General features: G+C 64.2%; 19 protein-coding genes and 1 pseudogene. 17 read left to right on the top strand and 3 right to left on the bottom strand.

The genetic code is table 11. The annotated features are described in order from the left end of the window. Window positions 1–34: 34 nt before the first annotated feature. Both metG and ACS7SF_RS04300 read right to left on the bottom strand, forming a co-directional pair. Window positions 35–2,104, bottom strand: coding sequence for a methionine--tRNA ligase (gene metG / locus ACS7SF_RS04305; protein ID WP_439891835.1), 2,070 nt, complete (start codon window positions 2,102–2,104; stop codon window positions 35–37). Window positions 2,105–2,396: 292 nt separating this feature from the next. Then, window positions 2,397–3,026, bottom strand: coding sequence for an OmpA family protein (locus ACS7SF_RS04300; protein ID WP_439891834.1), 630 nt, complete (start codon window positions 3,024–3,026; stop codon window positions 2,397–2,399). 201 nt (window positions 3,027–3,227) lie between these two features. On the opposite strand from ACS7SF_RS04300, the gene apbC reads away from it, so the two are divergent. From apbC to ACS7SF_RS04220, 16 genes and pseudogenes are all read left to right on the top strand, one after another. Then, on the top strand, window positions 3,228–4,316 hold the full coding sequence (apbC, locus tag ACS7SF_RS04295) for an iron-sulfur cluster carrier protein ApbC (RefSeq protein ID WP_439892693.1): 1,089 nt from the start codon (window positions 3,228–3,230) through the stop codon (window positions 4,314–4,316). 10 nt (window positions 4,317–4,326) lie between these two features. Then, on the top strand, window positions 4,327–4,845 hold the full coding sequence (locus ACS7SF_RS04290; protein ID WP_439891833.1) for a DUF3305 domain-containing protein: 519 nt from the start codon (window positions 4,327–4,329) through the stop codon (window positions 4,843–4,845). 12 nt (window positions 4,846–4,857) lie between these two features. Next, entirely contained in the window at window positions 4,858–5,412 is a 555-nt protein-coding gene (locus ACS7SF_RS04285) for a DUF3306 domain-containing protein (RefSeq protein ID WP_439891832.1), read from the top strand. A gap of 81 nt (window positions 5,413–5,493) precedes the next feature. Next, window positions 5,494–7,653 carry a 4Fe-4S binding protein gene (locus ACS7SF_RS04280; RefSeq protein WP_439892692.1) on the top strand — a complete coding sequence of 720 codons (2,160 nt, stop codon included), beginning with the start codon at window positions 5,494–5,496 and terminating at the stop codon, window positions 7,651–7,653. Between the two features lie 14 nt (window positions 7,654–7,667). After that, window positions 7,668–8,339, top strand: coding sequence for a TorD/DmsD family molecular chaperone (locus ACS7SF_RS04275; RefSeq protein WP_439891831.1), 672 nt, complete (start codon window positions 7,668–7,670; stop codon window positions 8,337–8,339). 235 nt (window positions 8,340–8,574) lie between these two features. Further along, the gene (locus tag ACS7SF_RS04270; protein WP_439891830.1) at window positions 8,575–8,835 is read left to right on the top strand and encodes a ubiquinol-cytochrome c reductase iron-sulfur subunit N-terminal domain-containing protein; all 261 of its coding nucleotides are present in this window, start codon (window positions 8,575–8,577) and stop codon (window positions 8,833–8,835) included. 60 nt (window positions 8,836–8,895) lie between these two features. Next, window positions 8,896–11,892, top strand: a complete 2,997-nt coding sequence (locus ACS7SF_RS04265; RefSeq protein WP_439891829.1) for a molybdopterin-dependent oxidoreductase — start codon at window positions 8,896–8,898, stop codon at window positions 11,890–11,892. A gap of 18 nt (window positions 11,893–11,910) precedes the next feature. Then, window positions 11,911–12,600 (top strand): formate dehydrogenase FDH3 subunit beta, encoded by a 690-nt coding sequence (gene fdh3B, locus ACS7SF_RS04260; RefSeq protein WP_439891828.1) that lies wholly within the window; start codon window positions 11,911–11,913, stop codon window positions 12,598–12,600. Next, on the top strand, window positions 12,597–12,842 hold the full coding sequence (locus ACS7SF_RS04255; RefSeq protein WP_439891827.1) for a hypothetical protein: 246 nt from the start codon (window positions 12,597–12,599) through the stop codon (window positions 12,840–12,842). Before fdh3B ends, ACS7SF_RS04255 begins: the two co-directional genes overlap by 4 nt. 31 nt (window positions 12,843–12,873) lie before the next feature. Next, on the top strand, window positions 12,874–14,037 hold the full coding sequence (locus tag ACS7SF_RS04250; RefSeq protein WP_439891826.1) for a formate dehydrogenase subunit gamma: 1,164 nt from the start codon (window positions 12,874–12,876) through the stop codon (window positions 14,035–14,037). Between the two features lie 25 nt (window positions 14,038–14,062). Beyond that, window positions 14,063–14,362 carry a hypothetical protein gene (locus tag ACS7SF_RS04245; protein ID WP_439891825.1) on the top strand — a complete coding sequence of 100 codons (300 nt, stop codon included), beginning with the start codon at window positions 14,063–14,065 and terminating at the stop codon, window positions 14,360–14,362. Window positions 14,363–14,439: 77 nt separating this feature from the next. Further along, a complete protein-coding gene (locus tag ACS7SF_RS04240) occupies window positions 14,440–14,991 on the top strand; it encodes a superoxide dismutase family protein (protein ID WP_439891824.1) in 552 nt (183 codons plus the stop codon). A gap of 97 nt (window positions 14,992–15,088) precedes the next feature. Beyond that, window positions 15,089–15,958 (top strand): formate dehydrogenase accessory sulfurtransferase FdhD, encoded by an 870-nt coding sequence (locus tag ACS7SF_RS04235; protein WP_439891823.1) that lies wholly within the window; start codon window positions 15,089–15,091, stop codon window positions 15,956–15,958. Next, window positions 15,955–16,554 (top strand): hypothetical protein, encoded by a 600-nt coding sequence (locus ACS7SF_RS04230; protein ID WP_439891822.1) that lies wholly within the window; start codon window positions 15,955–15,957, stop codon window positions 16,552–16,554. Before ACS7SF_RS04235 ends, ACS7SF_RS04230 begins: the two co-directional genes overlap by 4 nt. Window positions 16,555–17,018: 464 nt before the next feature. Then, a complete protein-coding gene (dcd, locus tag ACS7SF_RS04225; protein WP_426394424.1) occupies window positions 17,019–17,585 on the top strand; it encodes a dCTP deaminase in 567 nt (188 codons plus the stop codon). Between the two features lie 64 nt (window positions 17,586–17,649). Beyond that, window positions 17,650–19,930: pseudogene (locus ACS7SF_RS04220) on the top strand (Orn/Lys/Arg decarboxylase N-terminal domain-containing protein). A gap of 80 nt (window positions 19,931–20,010) precedes the next feature. On the opposite strand, the gene ACS7SF_RS04215 reads toward ACS7SF_RS04220, so the two are convergent. Then, entirely contained in the window at window positions 20,011–21,204 is a 1,194-nt protein-coding gene (locus tag ACS7SF_RS04215) for an acyl-CoA dehydrogenase (RefSeq protein WP_439891821.1), read from the bottom strand. Window positions 21,205–21,307: 103 nt separating this feature from the next. On the opposite strand from ACS7SF_RS04215, the gene ACS7SF_RS04210 reads away from it, so the two are divergent. Then, window positions 21,308–22,135 (top strand): IclR family transcriptional regulator, encoded by an 828-nt coding sequence (locus tag ACS7SF_RS04210; RefSeq protein ID WP_439891820.1) that lies wholly within the window; start codon window positions 21,308–21,310, stop codon window positions 22,133–22,135. The last annotated feature ends 236 nt before the right edge of the window (window positions 22,136–22,371 follow it).

Here is a 22,371-nt window from a genome sequence, read left to right as displayed (position 1 = left end):
TTGGCCTTGTTGTTTCTGGCGTGTGTTCAGCGCATCAACGCACGCGCATCCCCGGCACGGCGCCGGCATGCGGCTCGAGGATATACAGGCCCGGCTGCGCCTTTTCATCCGCCGCCGAAGCCGCCAGCACCATCCCTTCCGACATCCCGAACTTCATCTTGCGCGGCGCGAGGTTGGCCACCATCACGGTCAGCTTGCCAACCAGGTCTTCCGGCGCATACGCCGATTGAATGCCCGAGAACACATTCCGCGTCTTCCCTTCACCCACATCCAGCGTGAGCTGCAGCAGCTTGTTCGAGCCTTCCACGCGTTGGCACGCCACGATCTTGGCGACGCGCAAATCAATCTTCGCGAAGTCATCGATGGTGATGGTCTCGGCCATCGGCTCAATTGTTGCAGCACCGTTGGCGGCAGCAGCCGGCGCATCGGCGGTCGCCTGCAGCGATTGGCGATTCGCCTCCACCAGTGCATCCACCTGCTTCTTGTCCACGCGCGTCATCAGGTGCGAATACGGCTGGATCGGCTTGGCCGACGACAGTTGCGTATCAATCGCACGCCAGGTCAGCGGCTCGACATTCAGGAACGCTTCAATGCGCTCGACCGTCGTCGGCAGGATCGGCTTGAGGTACACGGCCAGCAGGCGGAACGCTTCCAGCGCGACGGAGCACGCGGCGTGCAGCTTCTCGCGGTTGGCTTCGTCCTTGGCGAGGTCCCACGGCTTTTCGGTGTCGACGAAGGCGTTGACGGCGTCGGCCAATTCCATCACCGCACGCAACGCCTTGCTGTACTCGCGCTTCTCGTACAGGTCCGCAATTTGCGGGGCGGCTTCGCGCAGTTGCACCATCAGCGGATGGCCGAGCGCGGCGTCGTTCACGCGGCCCTCGAAGCGCTTGACCAGGAAGCCGGCCGAGCGGCTGGCGATGTTGACGAACTTGCCAACCAGATCGCTGTTCACACGGGCGATGAAGTCGTCCAGGTTCAGGTCCAGGTCTTCCATCGTCGCGTTCAGCTTGGCGGCGAAGTAGTAGCGCAGCCATTCCGGGTTCAGGCCGGTGTCGATGTAGCTCTGCGCGGTGATGAACGTGCCGCGCGACTTGCTCATCTTGGCGCCGTCCACGGTCAGGAAACCATGCGCGAACACGTTGGTCGGTGTGCGGTGGCCCGAGAACTTGAGCATCGCCGGCCAGAACAGCGTGTGGAAGTACAGGATGTCCTTGCCGATGAAGTGGTACTGCTCGGTGGTCGAGTGTTCGTTGATCCACGCATCGAAATCGAGGCCGAGCTTGCCGCACAGGTTCTTGAAGCTGGCGTAGTAGCCGACCGGTGCATCCAGCCACACATAGAAATACTTGCCCGGCGCGCCCGGGATCTCGAAGCCGAAATACGGCGCATCACGCGAGATGTCCCAGTCCGACAGCTTGGCTTCGCCATCGTCGCCAAGCCATTCGCGCATCTTGTTGGTGGCTTCGGGCTGGGCCAGGTCGGCCACCCACTCGCGCAGGAAGCTCTCGCAGCGCGGGTCGGACAGCTTGAAGAAGTAGTGCTCCGACGACTTGCGCACCGGCGTCGCGCCCGACACCACGGAGTACGGGTTCTTCAGGTCGGTCGGCTGGTAGGTCGCGCCGCACACTTCGCACGAATCGCCGTACTGGTCTTTCGCGCCGCACTTCGGGCACTCGCCCTTGATGAAGCGGTCCGGCAAGAACATTTCCTTGACCGGGTCGTAGAACTGCTCCACCTCGCGCACGTCGATCAGGCCGTTTTCCTTGAGCTGGAGGTAAATGCGTTCGGACAGCGCCTTGTTCTCGTCGGAATCGGTGCTGTAGTAGTTGTCGAACGAGATCAGGAAGCTGTCGAAATCACGCTTGTGCTCGGTCCAGACGCGTTCGATCAGTTGGCGCGGGGTCAGGCCTTCCTTCTCGGCGCGCAGCATGACGGGCGTGCCGTGGGTGTCGTCGGCGCCCACGTAGTAGGTCTCATGCCCGCGCATGCGTTGGAAGCGCACCCAGATATCGGTCTGGATGTACTCGACCAGGTGGCCGATGTGGATCGGCCCGTTGGCATAGGGCAGGGCGGAAGTGATGAGGATGCGACGTTCGGACATGGGCAGGCCAGAAAGGTGCGGGCGGGCCGCAAAACGAGGGCGGCGCGCGGAGAAACGCATATTTTAGCGCGCCCGGCGGTGTCAGGCCGGTACAGGGGAATGCCAGGGGTTGGCGGCCGGAATCCATGCGGCACGTTGCCGCACGTTTCGCGAGACAAAAAAAAAGCGCCGGTCTGAGCCGGCGCAGCTTTCCACAACGGAAAAGGAGGAGAAATCAGGCGCCACCCGGGAGGTCAGCCATGCATCGCGAGCCAGCAACGTATGGCAAGCGGCACCCGTTTTTTATGACTGGTCACCCCTGAATTGGTTTCAAATAAATTTCGACGCGGCGATTTTGTGCGCGGCCGGCCTCGGAGGCGTTGTCGGCCACGGGCTGGGTCTGGCCGCGGCCCTCGGCGGAGAGGCGATTGCGCGCAACGCCGCGGTCGGTGAGGTAGCTCGCCACGCTTTGGGCCCGCTTTTGCGACAAGGACATGTTGTAGTTGGGGTTGCCCGTGCTGTCCGTATGGCCGACCACGTTGGCGGCCAGTTCCGGATGCGACGTGAGCGTCTGCGCCACGCTATCCAGCGGGCCACGGAATGACGGCTTGATCACCGCGCTATCGGTATCGAACGACACCTGGCTCGGGATGTTCAGCTTGAGCGAGCCATCGGGCTGTTCGGTGATCTGCGTGCCGGTGCCGGCCGTGTCGCCGCTCAGCTTCGACTTGATCGCGCCCCAGTTGTAGCCCGCCGCCGCGCCCGTGGCGGCGCCAATTGCGCCACCAATGGCTGCACCCTTGCCGTTGCCGACCAGCGCGCCGATGCCCGCGCCCACAGCCGCCCCGACGCCCGTGCCGATGGCGGTCTGGTTCTGTTGCTCGGTGGCGCAGCCGGCCGCCAGCAGGGCGACGAGCGAGACGGAAATAAGCTTGGCTTTCATAATTTCTCCTAAATAACGGGTCGGTTCTTGTCTGGTTTGCCGATGGCCGGCGGCCTGACGGTTCTTGGGGGGAATCGGGCGAATGTCGCGCCGGCAAAATACAATAGCAAATCAGCACATAGAGTGGCGGATGCATTGCAAAGTTCACGCGGTGCCACTGATGGGCCGTCCCCCATACGCATTAGATTTCTGGAGCCAATGTTGAGCGTAACCATCGAACAGATCACCGAAGCCCTGCGCGGCGTGGTGGATCCCAATACCGAGCGCGACCTTGTGTCGTCCAAATCGGTGCGCAATATCCGGGTCGATGGCGGCGAGGTGTCGCTCGACGTGGAGCTCGGCTACCCCGCCAAGAGCCAGTTCGAGCCGATCCGCAAGCTGGTGATCGGCGCGCTGCGCCAGGTGCAAGGTGTCGACAATGTGAGCGTGCAGGTGTCGATGAAGATCGTCGCGCACGCGGTGCAGCGCGGCGTGCACCTGCTGCCGAATGTGAAGAACATCATCGCCGTGGCGTCGGGCAAGGGCGGGGTGGGCAAGTCGACCACCGCCGTGAACCTGGCGCTGGCGCTGGCTGCGGAAGGCGCCAACGTCGGCATTCTGGATGCGGACATCTACGGCCCAAGCCAGCCGATGATGCTCGGCATCCAGGGCCAGCCCGAGTCCGCCGACGGCAAGACCATGGAGCCGATGGAGGGCCACGGCCTGCAGGCCAACTCGATCGGCTTCCTGATCGAGCAGGACAACCCGATGGTCTGGCGCGGCCCGATGGTCACGTCCGCGCTGGAGCAACTGCTCAAGCAGACCAACTGGCGCGATCTGGATTACCTCATCGTCGACATGCCGCCGGGCACGGGCGACATTCAGCTCACGCTGTCGCAGAAGGTGCCCGTGACGGGCGCGGTGATCGTCACCACGCCGCAGGACATCGCGCTGCTCGACGCCAAGAAGGGCCTGAAGATGTTCGAGAAGGTGGGCATTCCCATCATCGGCGTGGTCGAGAACATGGCGGTGTACTGCTGCCTGAACTGCGGCCACACCGAGCACATTTTCGGCGCGGGCGGTGGCGAGAAGATGTGCGAGCAGTACGGTGTGCCGTTCCTGGGCAGCCTGCCGCTGAATCTCTCCATCCGCGAGCAGGCCGATTCGGGCCGCCCGACGGTGGTGGCCGATCCGGATGGCGCGATCGCCGGCGTCTACAAGCAGATCGCGCGCCGCGTCGCCATTGCTGTGGCTGAAAAGGCCAAGGACATGACGAGCAAGTTCCCGTCGATCGTCGTGCAGAACACGTAAGTGCAAAGTCATGGACGCCACCGAGCCGCTGCCGACTGAACGCCCGTCCGTCCGGATGGCGGTGGTGCTGTGCCGCCGACCGACGGCCAACCGCTGGCAGCCGTTCCAGTGGCGGCTGGAGGCCGTGGTGCCGGATCTGGGCGAATACGGCAGCACACCGCGCTGTCTTGACCGCACAGACACTGAGGAGCGCTGGCTCACGCCCGGTTTCAACGTCACCCTGTTCCGCGACGAGGCCGAGGGCTATTACCTCAACGTGACCTCTGCCGCGCCCTGCTGGTTCGTGCTGTGGCGCCTGGGCGAATCCGGCACGGCCGACGAGGGCCGGGCGATTCCGCACACGGTCTCGCTCAGCTACAACGAGGCCGGGCGCTGGCTCGACGGCGGCGAGACGGTCGAAAACATGCCATTGGACGCCGCTGCGCTGGCTTGGCTGCAGGCATACGTGGCCGAGAACTACCGGCCCGAGCCGAAGAAACGCCGCCGGCCCGAGTCGTTCCTGTCGCCCGAAGATCGCGCGAAGTTTTAAAGCGGGGCATCCGTGAGCGACGAGTCTTTCCTCTCCCGCTGGTCACGCCGCAAGGCGGCCGAGCGGCGCGGTGAGCCCGAAGCGGAGGCGCCGCCGCCTGCCGAAGTGGCGCCAGTTGCCGCGCCCGAGCCTGCGTCGGCGGAGCCTGTAGCCGAGGAGCTTCCACCGCTCACGCTGGAAGACGCCGCCAAGCTGACGCCCGCTGACGATTTCTCCCCCTTCGTCGCGCAAGGCGTGGACGAGACCGTCAAGCGTGCGGCGCTTAAGAAGCTCTTCGCCGATCCGCATTTCAATGTGATGGACGGGCTCGATACGTATATCGACGATTACTCGCAGCCCGACCCGATCCCCCCCGCAATGCTGCGCGAGCTGCGCCATGCGGCGAGTTTGCGGTTGTTTGAGCCGTTGGATGAGGATGTGGCGGAAAGGGTGGTTTTCGAACCCGCCACCGAGGCCGCACCTACCGGGGCAGGCGAGACGCCGCCCGAATCAGCCGAGCCGCCCGTGGTCGATGACACCGCCCAGGCAACCCCGGATGGCGACCCTAAGCCGCCGTCCGTAGAATAAAAAAAGGACCGCGCGGCTACGAGCCGGGCGGCCATGTCCCCACAGCCCGTGCGACAGACGCGGGTGCTTACGCAAGATCCCATGCTCACGCTGGTCTGCAGTTGCAATCACACCATGCCGCTTGATGCCGATGCATTGAGCGATGCCCTGCGTGCGTCCGACGCCGCCATCGACGTGCCGGGCAAGACGCACCATCTGCTCTGCCGCCGCGAGATCGGCGCCTTTACCCAGGCGCTGGACGGCACGGAAGATGTCATCGTGGCCTGCACCCAAGAGAAGGCGCTGTTTGCCGAAGTGGCGGCCGAACACGAGGGCGTGACCGCACCGATCCACTTCGTCAATGTGCGCGAGACGGGCGGTTGGTCGGCAGGGGCCAAGCGCGATGCGCGCGGCTTTCACGCCAAGACGGCGGCGCTGCTGGCCGTAGCGGGGCTGCCTGCACCTGATCCGGTGCCGGTGGTGGACTACCGCTCCGATGGCAATCTGCTGATCGTCGGCCCGGCCGAGCGCGTGATGCCGTGGGCCGAACGTCTGGCCGGCCAGCTGAGCGTGACTGTGCTCGCCACCGGCCGCGACCGCGCCATCGGGCCGCTGTCGGTGCCCATGGAGCGCCGCTGGCCCGTCCACGCCGGCGAACTGACGGAGGTGAAGGGCTGGCTCGGCGCGTTCGAGGTGCAGTGGCGCAACCGCAATCCGATCGACCTGGACCGCTGTACGCACTGCAACGCCTGCATTGACGTGTGCCCCGAAGACGCCATCGACGCGCTCTACCAGATCGACTTGGACCGCTGCCGCGACCACCGCGCCTGCGTGAAAGCGTGCGGCGAAGCAATGGCCATCGACTTTGGCCGCGTGGATACGCCTCAGGCGCTGTCCGGCCAGTTCGACCTGATCTTCGATCTGAATGACGCGCCGGCCTTCACGCAGCACCAGCCGCCGCAAGGCTACTTCCACGCCGGTGCGAATGCCGGCAAACAGCTGACCGCCTCATTGGCGCTGCTGCAGATGGTGGGCGAGTTCGAGAAGCCCAAGTTCTTCCAGTACAAGGAATCGATCTGCGCGCACGGGCGCAATGGCCAGGTGGGCTGCGATGCGTGCGTGCAGGTGTGCTCGGCATCGGCCATCTCGTCGCAGTGGAAGGACGGGCGGGGCAGCGTGCACGTAACGCCCAACCTGTGCGTGGGCTGCGGGGCCTGCACGACGGCGTGTCCGACGGGCGCCATGACCTATGCCTATCCGAGTGCGCCGTACCAGGGGCGCAAGCTCAAGACGCTGCTGAATACGCATGCGTCGGCGGGCGGACGTGATGCCGTGGTCCTGCTGCACAACGGGGAGCGCGGTCGCGCGTTGATCGAACAACTGGGCCACGCCGCACGCACAGGCAAGGCGCAGGGCGTGCCGGTGAATGTGTTGCCGGTCGAGATCTTTCACGCAGCATCAACGGGTCTGGACTTATGGCTTTCGGCGCTTGCGTATGGCGCCGCACGCATCGCCATCCTGCTGACGGAAGATGATGCGCCGCAGTACCGCGCGATGCTCGCCGAGCAGGTGGCCGTGGCGCAGGCGGTGCTCGAGGGGCTTGGTGAGCCGGCAGATGTGCCGGCCGTGGTGCTGATCGATGCGACCGATGCGGCTGCGCTGGATGCGCGCCTGAACGCGGCGGACGTGTCCGGTCCGCTGCGTGGTTTCCGCCGTGAGATGTCGGCCGCGACCTTCGCGGTGGCCGCGGCCAAACGAGAGACGCTGGATTTCGCGCTGGATCATCTAGCGCGTCACGCCAAGGCCGCCGAGGCCGTCATCCCGCTGCCGGCTGGTGCACCGTTCGGCGCTATCACCGTGGACCGCGAACGCTGCACGCTCTGCATGGCCTGTGTCGGCGCGTGTCCCTCGCAGGCGTTGCGCGACCAGGCCGAGCGGCCGGTGCTGGCCATGATCGAGCGCAACTGCGTCCAGTGCGGTCTGTGCGAAACCACGTGCCCGGAAGATGCCATCGCCCTCGTGCCGCGTTTGAATCTATCCGCGCAAGCGCGTCAGCCTGTCACGCTCAACGAAACGCAGCCGTTTCACTGCGTGCGCTGCAACAAGCCGTTTGGCACTGCACAGATGGTGACCACGATGCTGGCCAAGCTCGGCGGGCACCCGGCATTCTCCGGCGCCGCCGCCGAGCGCCTGAAGATGTGCGGCGACTGTCGCGTGATCGACATGATGGAGCGCGGCGAACGCCCCGGCTCCGCACACTGAAACGAACGAACCCGATGACCGACGCCCAGCCTTTGCAGTTTCAGCCCGCCGCCACGCCTGCCGACAGCGCCGAGGATCTCGCCCGTGCCGATCTGTATGGCCTGCTGGCGACGCTGTTCTTCCACGCGGCGGACGCCGATTTGCTGCAGCGCATTGCCGCCGCCCCGCAAGACCCGGCAGGCGATGCGGACGCTGACCCTGCCGATGCGCAGGCCGCCGCCAGCAGCGCGCTCACCCAGGCCTGGCGCCGCCTGGTCGCCCGTGCCGGCCAGGTCACGGCCGCACAGGTCGACGACGAGTACACCGAACTCTTCATTGGTGTCGGCAAGCCCGAAGTCTTCCTGTATGGCTCGTACTACCAGGCCGGCTTCCTGAACGAGAAGCCGCTCGTGACGCTGCGCGATGACCTGCGCCGCTACGGCCTCGAACGCGCCGAGGGCATCACGGAAACCGAAGACCACCTCGCCACGCTGTGCGAGGTCATGCGCTATCTGATTGCTGGGGAAGACACTGCCGTCGCCCACATTGAGGAACAGCGCGCCTTCTTCCAGCGTCACCTGGCGCCCTGGGTCGATACTGCTTGCGATGCTGTATTGCAGCATCCGCGCGCCGGGTTTTATGCCGACGTGGCGGGTTTGGCGAAAGCCTTCTTTGAAGTCGAGCGGCTCGCGCTCGAACTGGCGTGACGGTACGTCAGACGATTGCCTAAGAAATGAGCACTCGCCCAAGAACGAGGCCCCGCCCGCGTCACCACGGGGTGGGGCAACTTGTGTCGATTGAAAAAATTCATCGGCAAATCGTCAGGAAAACCCCGGAGTGAGGGTGTTTCGGCATGGTTTTCCCCTGCCGTTACTTCTAAAATGTGTCGGATATTTCCTATTACATTCGGTCATCGGTTTGACTGAGCCGGGGAGCATCGACATGCCCAATCCGAACACCGCGAACGCCGTCCCTCACGCCCACCCCCAGTCGGAACCCGCTGAATCCGCCCCCACGCGCCGCCGCTTCCTGATGGGCGCTGCGGTGGCTGCTGCGGCAGCCGGCACGGCCGCTACGGCAAGCCATCTGGCGCAGACGCCGGCCGGTTCCGTTGTGCCGCAGGCCGAGCCCGCCGACGAGGGCGCCACCGGCTACCGCCTGACCGAACACATCCGCAAGTACTACAAAACGACGTGGATCTGACGCGCCTGCCCACGCAGCCGTGCTCGCCATTTCACGCACCCCACATCTTCAGGTGACCCCATGCTTCTGACCCGCAAACCGGCGGTACAGGACACGAAAGCCACATCGGCCCGCCGCCAGGGCGCGTCGTCGCTGGCCGGTAGTCTGGCGCGCAGCCTGGCCGGCGCAGTGCCGACCATGGATCGCCGGACCTTCCTCAAGCGCTCCGGCATTGGCGTCGGCGCTGGGCTGGCGGCTACGCAGCTCTCGCTGGTGAAGAAATCCGTCGTGGGCGAGGCGCAGGCCGCCGAGGGCAAGGGCGACATCGTTGTACGCCGCACGGTGTGCTCGCACTGCTCGGTGGGGTGCTCGGTGGATGCGGTGGTGCAGAACGGCGTGTGGGTGCGCCAGGAGCCAGTGTTCGATTCCCCCATCAACATGGGGGCGCATTGCGCCAAGGGCGCTGCACTGCGGGAACATGGTCACGGCGAATACCGCCTCAAGACGCCGATGAAACTGGTGGACGGCCGCTACCAGCGCATCAGCTGGGAGCAGGCGCTCAACGAAATCGTCGCCAAGATGAAGACGATCCGCCAGGAGACCGGGCCGGACTCGTTCTTCTTCGTCGGCTCGTCCAAGCACAGCAACGAGCAAGCGTACCTGCTGCGCAAGTGGGTGTCGTTCTTCGGCACCAACAACTGCGACCACCAGGCGCGCATCTGCCACAGCACCACCGTGGCCGGCGTGGCCAACACGTGGGGCTACGGCGCGATGACCAACTCGTACAACGACATGCAGAACGCCAAGTGCGCGTTGTACATCGGCTCGAATGCGGCCGAGGCGCACCCGGTGTCGATGCTGCATCTGCTGCATGCCAAGGAAACCGGTTGCAAGGTCATCGTGGTCGACCCGCGCTACACGCGCACGGCGGCCAAATCGGATGAGTACGTGCGCATCCGCTCAGGCACCGACATTGCGTTCCTGTTCGGCGTGCTGTACCACATCTTCAAGAACGGCTGGGAAGACAAGCAGTACATCCACGACCGCGTCTACGGCATGGACAAGGTGCGCGAGGAAGTGCTCGCCAAGTGGACGCCGGACAAGGTCGAAGAAGTATGTGGCGTGCCTGAGGCGCAGGTGCACAAGGTCGCTGAGATGATGGCGATGAACCGTCCGAGCACGCTGGTGTGGTGCATGGGCCAGACGCAGCACACCATCGGCAACGCCATCGTGCGTGCATCGTGCATCGTGCAACTGGCGCTGGGCAACATCGGCAAGTCGGGTGGTGGCGCCAACATCTTTCGCGGCCACGACAACGTGCAGGGCGCGACGGACGTCGGCCCGAACCCCGATTCGCTGCCGGGCTACTACGGCTTGGCTACTGGCGCGTGGAAGCATTTCGCCAAGGTGTGGGACGTCGATTACGACTGGATCAAGGGCCGTTTCGCCTCGCAGGCGATGATGGAAAAGTCCGGCACGACGGTTTCGCGCTGGGCCGATGCGGTGCTCGAGAAGAATGATCTGATCGACCAGGACAACAACGTCCGCGCCGTCTTCTACTGGGGCCACGCACCCAACTCGCAGACGCGCGGGATGGACATGAAGCGCGCGCTCGACAAACTCGACTTGCTGGTGGTGGTGGACCCGTATCCGTCGGCTACGGCTGCGATGGCCAACATGCCCGCCGCTGACGGTACCCCGCCGAATCCGAATCGCGCGGTCTACCTGTTGCCGGCCGCCACGCAGTTCGAAACGTCGGGCTCGTGCACGGCGTCCAACCGCTCGCTGCAATGGCGCGAGAAGGTGATTGAGCCGCTGTTCGAGTCGCAGCCGGACCACGTCATCATGCAGGCCTTTGCCGATCGCCTCGGCTTCGGCAACGAGTTGAGTAAGGGCTGCAAGATCACCGAATACAAGCGCGCCGGCATGACGTGGCGCGAGCCCGAGATCGAGTCGATCCTGCGCGAGATCAATCGCGGCAATTGGACCATCGGCTACACCGGCCAATCGCCGGAACGCCTGAAGGCCCACATGCGCAACATGCATCTGTTTGACGTGCGCACGCTGCGTTGCAAGGGCGGCAAGGACCCGGAAACCGGCTACGACCTCACCGGCGATTACTTCGGCCTGCCGTGGCCGTGCTACGGCACGCCGGAGTTGAAGCACCCCGGCTCGCCCAACCTGTACGACACCAGCAAGCACGTGATGGAAGGGGGCGGCAACTTCCGCGCCAACTTTGGCGTGGAGCGCGACGGCGTGAGCCTGCTGGCTGAAGATGGATCGTGTTCGCTGGGTGCGGATCTGACCACCGGCTACCCCGAGTTCGACCACGTCTTCCTCAAGAAACTCGGCTGGTGGGATGACCTGACCGACGCGGAGAAGAAGGCCGCCGAGGGCAAGAACTGGAAGACCGATCTGTCCGGCGGTATCCAGCGCGTGGCGATGAAGCACGGTTGCCATCCGTTCGGCAACGCCAAGGCGCGCGCCATCGTTTGGAACTTCCCTGATGCGATTCCGCAGCATCGCGAGCCGCTGTACTCCACGCGGCCCGACATGGTCGCCAAGTACCCGACGCACGACGACAAGAAGGCCTTCTGGCGCCTGCCCACGCTGTACAAGACCGTGCAGCAGCGCAACATCGAGAACAAGGTCTACGAGAAATTCCCGATCATCCTCACCTCCGGCCGCCTGGTCGAGTACGAGGGCGGTGGTGAGGAAACGCGCTCCAACCCGTGGCTGGCCGAGCTGCAGCAGGAGAACTTCGTAGAGATCAACCCCAAGGCTGCAGCCGATCGGGGCATCCGCCACAACGACTTCGTCTGGGTCAAGACGCCGACCGGCGCCCAGATCAAGGTGCGCGCGCTGGTGACAGAGCGCGTGGGTGTCGACCACGCCTTCATTCCGTTCCACTTCTCGGGCTGGTGGCAGGGCAAGGACCTGCTCGACTACTACCCGGAGGGCGCCCACCCGATCGTGCGCGGCGAGGCTATCAACACGGCCACCACCTACGGCTACGACTCGGTGACGATGATGCAGGAAACGAAAACGACGGTCTGCCAGATCGAGCGGTTCGCTTAAGGGAACGGGGAGATCAACATGGCACGCATGAAATTCATCTGTGACAGCGAGCGCTGCATCGAGTGCAACGCCTGCGCCACGGCCTGCAAGAACGAGAACGAGGTGCCCTGGGGCGTGAACCGGCGCCGCGTGGTCACCATCAACGACGGCATGATCGGCGCGGAGAAATCCATCTCCGTGGCGTGCATGCATTGCTCCGACGCGCCGTGTATGGCGGTCTGCCCGGTCGACTGCTTCTACCGCACCGAAGACGGCGTGGTGCTGCACGACAAGGACGTCTGCATCGGTTGCGGTTACTGCTCGTATGCGTGCCCGTTCGGCGCGCCGCAGTTCCCGAGCCAGGGCACCTTCGGCGTGCGCGGCAAGATGGACAAGTGCACGTTCTGCTCAGGCGGCCCGGAGAAGAACGGCAGCGAAGAAGAGTTCGAGAAATACGGCCGCAACCGCCTGGCCGAAGGCAAGCTGCCGCTGTGCGCGGAAATGTGCTCGACCAAGGCGCTGCTTGGCGGCGACGGCGATGTGATTTCCGACATTTTGCGTAATCGTGTGATGAAGCGGGGGAAGGGCGCGGAGTTGTTCGGGTGGGGCACGGCCTATGGTGGTAACACCAGCGGTGCGCAGGGCAAGGGTGGCCAGGCAGCGCCGGCTACACCCGCTGCGCCGATTGCACCTTCGGCGCCGGCTTCGACTCCGGGAGCCCAATCATGAACGCGCGCACACGCACAAGTGGTCTGCTGATCGCTTTGGGCGCCGTGGTGTTGCTCAGCGCTTGTGGTGAGCGTTCGCAAACTGCGATGGCCTCGCATCGGAAGGACGACACGCCGGCTTACAGGGGCGCAGAGGGCGACCCGTTCATGGCGAAGAACTGGACGCCCGGTGACCGCACGAGCTGGCAAAACCAGATCCGTGCACGCGGCCAGTACCAGAACGAGTACAACAAGACGCCGTGACGCCATGACACGTACGAGCGGAGGTTCGTCCATGAGCGCTTCCTGGAAACACCTTGTAATGGCTGTGTTGCTAGGCGGCACGGCCATGTTCGCCAGCGCGCAGCAGCCGGCTAGCGCAGCGGCCACCAACGCGCAGCCCGTCAATCCGGCTGTGCAGCCGGCGCAGCCGTTCTCCAACATCGTCTCGGAGAATGTGTTTGACGTGCAGAAGCGCGACCTCGCCAAAGAGGCGCAGGACCAGAAGGCGCGCCGCATCGATCAGCCCGGCAACAACGCACCCGTCTGGCGCGAGGTCAATTCCGACCAGGCCCATTACGCCAGCATCCCCGGTCTGGAAGCGGGCGTGCTGATCCAGCGTACCGGCCAGAAATGGCGCCTGTTCCGCAACGGCGTCATCACCGTGTGGGGCGGCTGGCTGGTGGTGCTCGTGCCGCTGGCCATCCTCGGCTTCTTCCTGTGGAAGGGCCCGATCCGTCTGAAGGAATCGCCCACCGGCCGCAAGATTGAACGCTTCACCCCCACCGAGCGCTACGTGCACTGGACCATGGCGATCTCGTTCGTCGCGCTGGGCGTGTCGGGCATCGCCATGCTGTGGGGTAAGCATTTCCTGCTGCCGCTGATGGGCCATCAGTTGTTCGGCTGGCTGACGTATGTGCTGAAGAATCTGCACAACCTGGTTGGGCCGCTGTTCACGGTCAGCATCATCGTGGCGTTTGTGATGTGGGTGCGGGACAACCTGCCGCGCCGTGGCGATCTCAAATGGCTGCTGAGCCTGGGCGGCATGTTTGCCGGCGAGCACGGCGCCGAAGTGCCGTCGCACCGCTTCAATGCCGGCGAGAAGCTCTGGTTCTGGGGCGGCCTCGTCGTGTTCGGGCTGATCCTGTCAGCGTCGGGCTGGGTGCTGGATCGCATCGTCCCGGGCGTGGACTACTACCGCAGCACGATGCAACTGGCCGAGATCATCCACGCCATTGCGGCAGTGGGCATGATCTGCATGTCGCTGGGGCACATCTATATCGGTACGATCGGCATGGAAGGCGCCTACCGTGCCATGCGTGAAGGCTATGTCGACGAGGCCTGGGCCAAGGAGCACCACGAACTCTGGTACGACGATATTCAGGCCGGCAAGATTCCGGCCCAGCGCTCTCAGCCGCCCGCGCCCCGCACCCCCAGTGAACAACCTGCCAAGCCCTGACGTCATGGATTCAAGAAACCTCACCATGCATGCACTCGCAATGACGCGCGCCGCAGGTATGACGCTTGCTGCCGCATTGACCCTGACGAGCGGGCTGGCGCTGGCCAAACTGCCGGCGCCGACCCCCGAGCAACAAGCCCAGGCCGACCTGGCCAAAGCCAAGGCTGCCTGGAGCGACAAGGTGGCCGCATACCAGTTGTGCAAGGCGCAGGACAAGGCTGCGGCGGCCTACCAGGCTGGCGGTAAGGGCGCGCATACGCAACCGGGTGCCCAGTGTGTGGATCCAGGCCCGTTCGCGGCGCCGGCACCGGCCACGAAAGGCTGAGCGGGTGCTGATGTTGCGCATTCATCATCCGGCAGTACAATCGTCCGCTCCCCGAGTGAACCCCCTGGAGGTGATACATGAAGCAACTCGTGATTGCACTCGCCGTGATCGGCCTGATGGCCGGCTGCGCATCGAATACCACGTCGACGGCCAAGGCGGCTAGCGCAGGCGATGGGGCCATGGCGGCTTCGGCCGTGCTGGCGCCCAAGAGCGGCAGCACCGTGCAAGGCAGCGTGAAGCTCGTGCAGCAAGGCGACAATCGGGTTGCCATGGCGGTGGACATTTCCGGCTTGCCCGCCAACGGCATGTTCGGCTTCCACGTGCACGAGAAGGGCGACTGCTCCTCGGCTGATGCCATGAGCGCAGGCGGCCACTTCAACCCGACCAGCCAACAGCATGGTGACCCGCGCAGTGGCGCGCACCACGCTGGCGATATCCCGATGCTGCAATCCGACGCCAACGGCAAAGCCGTCGGCTCGATCGTTCTTTCCGGCGTGACGCTGTCGCCCGGGCCCACCAGCCTGGTCGGCCACGCGCTCGTCGTCCACGCTGGCAAGGATGACTATGTCACCCAGCCCACCGGCAATTCCGGCGGGCGCGTCGCCTGTGGCGTGATCGTGGCCAACTGACCGAGCCCGCACGCGGCGCCCGCTTGAGAAAGGGGGCGCCAGCCGCAAGTCCATGCGCACGCTTGTCGTGCGCATTTTTGTTTGAACGAAGAGATCGATGCCGCTGCGCCCTGAACTGACCAACGCTTCCGTTCCACTGCTCGACGAGGTCGAAGTCCTCGACGAGCTGGGCCGCGCACGCACCGTCTACATCCCCGGCGAACGGCCGCTCACGGTCTACCTCGACAAGCGCGAACTCGTCACGCTGATGACGCTCGGCGGCGCACCCGAAGCCCTGGTGCTCGGCTACTTGCGCAATCAGCGCCTGGTCGGCAGTGTGGAAGACATCGCCTCCATCCAGGTCGACTGGGAAACCGAATCCGCCGCTGTCACCACGCGCGCGGGCATTGCCGATCTGGACGAGAAGACCGCACGCCGCACCGTGACCACCGGTTGCGGGCAGGGCACCGTGTTTGGCTCGTTGATGGACGAGATCGATGCCATCCACTTGCCGCCCGAAGCGCGCATGACGCAGACCACGCTGTACCGCGTGGTCGACACCATCCGCCTGCAGCAGTCGATCTATAAACAAGCTGGTTCGGTTCATGGTTGCGCGCTGTTCGATGCGCAAGGCGAACTGCTGCACTTTATTGAAGACGTGGGGCGCCATAACGCCGTCGACGCCATCGCCGGCCGCATGTGGCTCGACGGCCTGGGCGGGGGCGACAAGATCTTCTACACCACCGGCCGCTTGACCTCCGAAATGGTCATCAAGGGCGCGCAGATGGGCATTCCGTTTCTGCTGTCGCGCTCAGGCGTGACGCAGATGGGCTACCAGATGGCCCAGCGCGTCAATTTGAGCCTGTTCGCGCGGTGCACTGGCCGGCACTTTCTGCTCTATACCGGGCGCGAACGCTTTGTCGTCGAGCCGGAGATGGCCGGCGTGGTCGGTCCGCGCGGTGACTTGCCGAAGGTGGCGGCGCAGTGATAACCGGGGGCGACGTCTCCGAACCGACCGTCGATGTGCCGGAAGCGCCGGAAGCGCCGTTGCCGAACGCGCTGGTGACCGTGGCGCAGGTGACGCAGATTCGCCGGCAACTGCCGTGGCTGAGCCTCTGCCTGGCGCTGCTGGGCATGCGGCCGGGCTGGGTTTTACTGATGCGCTTCGCTTCTGCCGCCCCGCCGGCGCATTGGCGTGGTTATGTGGACGCAGGTATTGCGCTTTGGAAGGCGATCGCGCTGTTGGGGGTGGGCGGCTACCTTGGCATGCACTTTGGGCCGAGGCTCCAGCGGCGCCTGCAGGCCTGGGTCGGCGGCGCGCCGATTGATGCCCCGATGCGCGTGCGAATGGATTCCGCGGGCGTCATGATCGAGGGGCTTGCCAGCATTCCGTGGTCGAGCATCCGGCGCAACGGAGCTGCGGAGGCGGAGGGCGACCAGATTCCCAGCTCAGAAGCCGTTCTGGATCTAGACTCGGCGGAGCACGGGCGGATACGGTTGCGGCTTGATGCTCAGGCAGTGGAGCCCCTGCTGGCCCGCTACTACCAGGACCCTTTCGCCGAGCCGTGGCGCCTCGACAAGTAAAACGGGCTGACGGTGGGCGCCTGAAAACCGTTGGGTACGGCCGACGCCGTCATGGGTTTTCCGTCACGGGTTTGGGAGTACAATCCGCGTTCCAAAACCGGGCCAAAGATCGACCGCCTGGCCGGCATGACCAAATGGGGACAGTTTTCGCGCCGCGAAGCCTGCCCCCATTTGTTCATCCAAGGTAAGGGTCTATTTGGCTATGAAACGTACGCACGCAAGGGGCATACGAACCGCAGGGCTAGGCGTCGGCTGCGCGGCTTGGTCATTCCAAGCAAGCAGCCGGCAACAACGCCCTGCGATTCGTATGCCCCTTGCCCTCCGGGTTGGCCCGAGCGGGGGCCATCTGCTTTGTCGGAGTGCCTTGCAAAGGGAGCAACCCTTTGCGGCGGCATCCTTCGCGCACCTGGCCCCCGCTCGGGCCAACGTGCGCACGTTTCATAGCTAAATAGACCCTAAGCTCCATGAGCATCAAATCCGACAAGTGGATCCGCCGCATGGCCGAGCAGCACGGCATGATCGAGCCGTTCGAGCCCGGTCAGGTGCGTGAATCCGAAGGGCGCCGCATCGTCTCCTACGGCACGTCGAGCTACGGCTACGACATCCGCTGCGCCAACGAATTCAAGATCTTCACCAACATCAATAGCACCATCGTCGATCCGAAGAACTTCGACGAGAAGTCGTTTGTCGACTTCAAGGGCGATGTGTGCATCATCCCGCCGAACTCGTTCGCGCTGGCCCGCACGATGGAATACTTCCGCATCCCGCGCACGGTACTGACCGTGTGTCTGGGCAAGAGCACGTACGCGCGCTGCGGGATCATCGTCAACGTCACGCCGTTCGAACCCGAGTGGGAAGGCTACGTGACGCTGGAGTTCTCCAACACCACGCCGCTGCCCGCCAAGATCTACGCTGGCGAAGGCTGCGCGCAGGTGCTGTTCTTCGAGAGCGACGAGGAGTGCGAAACCTCGTACAAGGACCGTGGCGGCAAGTACCAGGGGCAGCACGGTGTGACGCTGCCCAAGACCTAGTTTTTGTAGTCCGTTTCCGAGTTTCCGGAGCGGTGTCTTCTATTTCATCTGTCAAGGAACCACGATGAAATTCCGCTTTCCCGTCATCATCATCGACGAGGACTTCCGCTCCGAGAACGTCTCCGGGTCGGGCATTCGCGCGCTGGCCCAGGCCATCGAGCAAGAGGGTATGGAGGTCACGGGCCTCACCAGCTATGGTGACCTGACCTCGTTCGCGCAGCAGTCGAGCCGCGCGTTCGACCTTCATCGTCTCGATCGACGATGACGAATTCATCAACCCGGACAACGACAAGCCGGAGCCGGAAGCGGTCGAGAACCTGCGCAGCTTCGTGGCCGAAGTGCGCCGCCGCAATGCCGACATCCCCATCTTCCTGTACGGCGAGACGCGCACCTCGCGGCACTTGCCGAACGACGTGCTGCGCGAGCTGCACGGCTTCATCCACATGTTCGAGGACACGCCGGAGTTCGTGGCCCGACACATCATCCGTGAAGCGCGCAACTATCTCGATTCGCTGCCGCCGCCGTTCTTCAAGGCGCTGATCGACTACGCGCAGGACAGCTCGTATTCGTGGCACTGCCCGGGGCACTCGGGCGGCGTGGCATTCCTGAAGAGCCCGGTGGGCCAGGTGTTCCATCAGTTCTTCGGCGAGAACATGCTGCGCGCCGACGTCTGCAACGCCGTGGAAGAACTCGGTCAGCTGCTCGACCATACGGGCCCGGTGGCCGCGTCGGAGCGCAACGCTGCGCGCATCTTCGGCTCGGACCACATGTTCTTCGTGACCAACGGCACGTCCACGTCGAACAAGATGGTGTGGCATGCCAACGTGGCCCCCGGTGACATCGTCGTGGTGGACCGCAACTGCCACAAGTCGATCCTGCATGCGATCATGATGACGGGCGCGATCCCCGTGTTCCTGATGCCGACGCGCAACCACTTCGGCATCATCGGCCCGATCCCGAAGAGCGAGTTCGAGCCGGAGACGATCGCCAAGAAGATCGCCGATCACCCGTTTGCGAGCCAGGCCAAGAACAAGAAGCCGCGCATCCTGACGATCACGCAGGGCACGTACGACGGCGTGCTGTACAACGCCGAGATGATCAAGAACATGCTGTCGACCGAAATCGACACGCTGCACTTTGACGAAGCATGGCTGCCGCACGCGTCGTTCCACCCGTTCTACGAGAACATGCACGCCATCGGCCACGGCCGTGCGCGCAGCAAGGACGCGCTGGTGTTTGCCACGCAGAGCACGCACAAGCTGCTGGCCGGTCTGTCGCAGGCCTCGCAGATCCTCGTGCAGGATTCCGAGACGCGCAAGCTCGATACGTACCGCTTCAACGAGGCGTATCTGATGCACACGTTGACGAGCCCGCAGTACTCGATCATTGCCTCGTGCGACGTTGCGGCCGCGATGATGGAAGCGCCGGGCGGCACTGCGCTGGTGGAAGAGAGCATTGCCGAAGCGCTGGACTTCCGTCGCGCCATGCGCAAGGTGGAGCAGGAATACGTCGGCACGAATGGCGGCAATGGCAAGGGCGACGACTGGTGGTTCAAGGTCTGGGGCCCGAACGACCTGTCGGACGAAGGCATTGAAGAGCGCGAAGCCTGGATGCTCAAGGCCAACGAGCGCTGGCACGGCTTCGGCAACCTGGCAGAAGACTTCAACCTGCTCGACCCGATCAAGGCCACCATCATCACCCCGGGCCTGGACGTGGACGGCAAGTTCAGCGATTCGGGCATCCCGGCGGCCATCGTCACCCGTTACCTGGCCGAGCACGGCATCATCGTCGAGAAGACCGGGTTGTACTCGTTCTTCATCATGTTCACCATCGGCATCACCAAGGGCCGCTGGAACTCGCTGGTGACCGAGCTGCAGCAGTTCAAGGACGACTACGACAACAACCAGCCGCTGTGGCGTGTGTTGCCGGAGTTTGTGCGCCAGTTCCCGCAGTACGAGCGCATCGGCCTGCGCGAGCTGTGCGACAGCATCCACAGCGTCTATCAGGCCAACGACGTGGCCCGCGTGACGACCGAGATGTACCTGTCGAACATGGAGCCGGCGATGAAGCCGTCCGACGCGTGGGCGATGATGGCACACCGTGAGATCGAGCGCGTAGCCATCGACGACCTTGAGGGCCGCATCACCGCTATCCTGCTGACGCCGTATCCGCCGGGCATTCCGCTGCTGATTCCGGGCGAGCGCTTCAACAAGACGATCGTGCAGTACCTGCAGTTTGCGCGTGAGTTCAACAAGCTGTTCCCGGGCTTTGAGACGGACATCCACGGGTTGGTGGAAGAAGAGGTCGACGGCCAGATGGGGTACTTCGTCGACTGCGTGCGCTGACGTTCAGCTGCACCAAAACAAAAACGCCGCGCAGAGATTGCGCGGCGTTTTTTGTTGGGTGCGTGCAAACGTGATGGCAATCAGAAGAACGCCTGAATCCCCGTTTGCGCTCGGCCCAGGATCAGCGCATGGATGTCATGCGTGCCTTCGTACGTATTCACCACTTCCAGGTTGACCACGTGGCGGATCACACCGAATTCATCGGAGATGCCGTTGCCGCCGAGCATGTCGCGCGCCATGCGGGCGATGTCGAGCGATTTGCCACAGGAGTTGCGCTTCATGATCGAGGTGATTTCCACCGCAGCCGTGCCTTCGTCCTTCATGCGACCCAGGCGCAGGCAGCCTTGCAGGCCGAGCGTGATTTCGGTCTGCATGTCGGCCAGCTTCTTCTGGATGAGCTGGTTGGCGGCGAGCGGGCGGCCGAACTGCTTGCGGTCGAGCACGTACTGGCGCGCGCGGTGCCAGCAGTCTTCCGCCGCGCCCAGCGCACCCCATGCGATGCCATAGCGCGCCGAGTTCAGGCACGTGAACGGGCCCTTCAGGCCGTGCACGCCGGGCATCAGGTTTTCTTCCGGCACGAACACCTCGTCCAGCACGATCTCACCGGTGATGGAGGTGCGCAGGCCCACCTTGCCGTGGATGGCCGGTGCCGTCAGGCCCTTCCAGCCTTTTTCCAGGATGAAGCCGCGGATCTCGTCTTCGCCGTTGTCATTCGGCAGCTTGGCCCATACCACGAACACATCGGCGATGGGCGAGTTGGTGATCCACATCTTCGCGCCGGACAGCGAGTAGCCGCCATCGACCTTCTTGGCGCGCGTGATCATCGACGCCGGGTCGGAGCCGTGGTTGGGCTCGGTGAGGCCGAAGCAGCCGATCCACTCGCCGGTGGCCAGCTTTGGCAGGTACTTCTGCTTCTGCGCTTCGCCGCCGAATTCATAGATCGGCACCATCACCAGCGACGACTGCACGCTCATCATCGAGCGGTAGCCCGAGTCCACGCGTTCGACTTCACGCGCGATCAGGCCGTAGCTGACGTAGTTCAGACCCGGGCCGCCGTACTGCTCGGGAATCGTCGGGCCCAGCAGGCCCAGCTCGCCCATCTCGCGGAAGATCGACGCGTCGGTCTTCTCATGCCGGAACGACTCCAGCACGCGCGGCAGCAGCTTGTCCTGACAGTACGAGGCAGCGGCGTCGCGCACCATGCGCTCGTCGTCGGTCAGTTGTTGGTCGAGCAGCAGCGGGTCGGCCCAGTTGAAGGCGTTGCGAGCAGTCACAGCAGTAGTCTCCGAGTCTTTGTTGTTCCGATATACGGAACACAGTTTCGAAATTTAGAGCTATGATAGCCCAACCGCAGATGATTTCCAGCCGTTTTTCACGATGAGCACAACACGTCTCCCTGACCCCGAGTTCGACCTCTCGCCCGTTGAGTCGAGTGACCCGAACTTCGTCACGGCCCTCGCGCGCGGGCTGGAACTGCTGCGCGCCTTCCGCCCCGGTGACACGCTGCTCGGCAACCAGGAATTCGTGCGCCGCACGGGCTTTCCCAAGGCGACCGTCAGTCGGTTGGCGGGCACGCTCGTCTCCCTCGGCTACCTGCGCTACGACGAGGCGCTCGGCAAATACGGGCTCGATGCCGGCGTGCTGGCGCTCGGCTTCGCGTACCTCGCATCGAGCGACGTCATCCAGCTGGCGCGCCCGCACATGAGCGCGTTCGCGCAGAAATACGGCGTGTCGATCTCGCTGGGCAAGCGCGACCGGCTGGACATGGTCTATCTGGAAACGATCCGCCACGACAGCCCGTCGATGAGCGGCTCGTCGGGTTTGGGCGTGGGCTCAAGGCTGTCGTTGCTGTCGAGCTCGATGGGGCGCGCGTATCTGGCCTCCTTATCCCCTGCAAAGCGCGAGCGCCTCTACGAGGCACTGCGCACGCAACAGCCAGCGCAATGGGCTGCGGAAGGTGCGGCAGCAGGCGATGCCGTGAAAGCCGGCGTGCGCGACGGCTATGCCGTATCGCTGCGCGACTGGCATCCGGCCATTCACGCGTGTGCGGTGGCGTTCTTCGTGCCGAGTCAGCGTGAACCGTATGTGGTGAGCTGCAGCGCGCCGTACGCCGCTGCCGATGCGGAGCGGATTCGCAACGAGCTGGCGCCAGCGCTGCGAGAGTTTGCAGCGCGGCTGGGCCAAGTCGCCGAGCCCGCCATGTAGTCCCTTTTAGGGACCGTCTGGATAAATTTGGGTGTGAGTACTCATGTCCAGGCGGTTTGGCCGTTGATGCCCTAGATGGCGCCTTGAATTTCTGTTGCAGAGAGGAAAAAGAGTGCAGGCCTGTTTGAGCGAAGCGAGTTGCCTGCACTCCCTCTCTGCGACATAAATTCAAGGGATGGGTCGCCATCTCGGGCGCGCCTTTCTTTGCTTACTTTCTTTGGCAAGACAAAGAAAGT

Origin of the sequence: Ralstonia sp. 25C, from assembly GCF_051904805.1 — a bacterium.
Lineage (GTDB): Bacteria > Pseudomonadota > Gammaproteobacteria > Burkholderiales > Burkholderiaceae > Ralstonia.
Note: the sequence above shows the minus strand (reverse complement) of the source record. Positions and strands in the feature narration are given on the sequence as shown.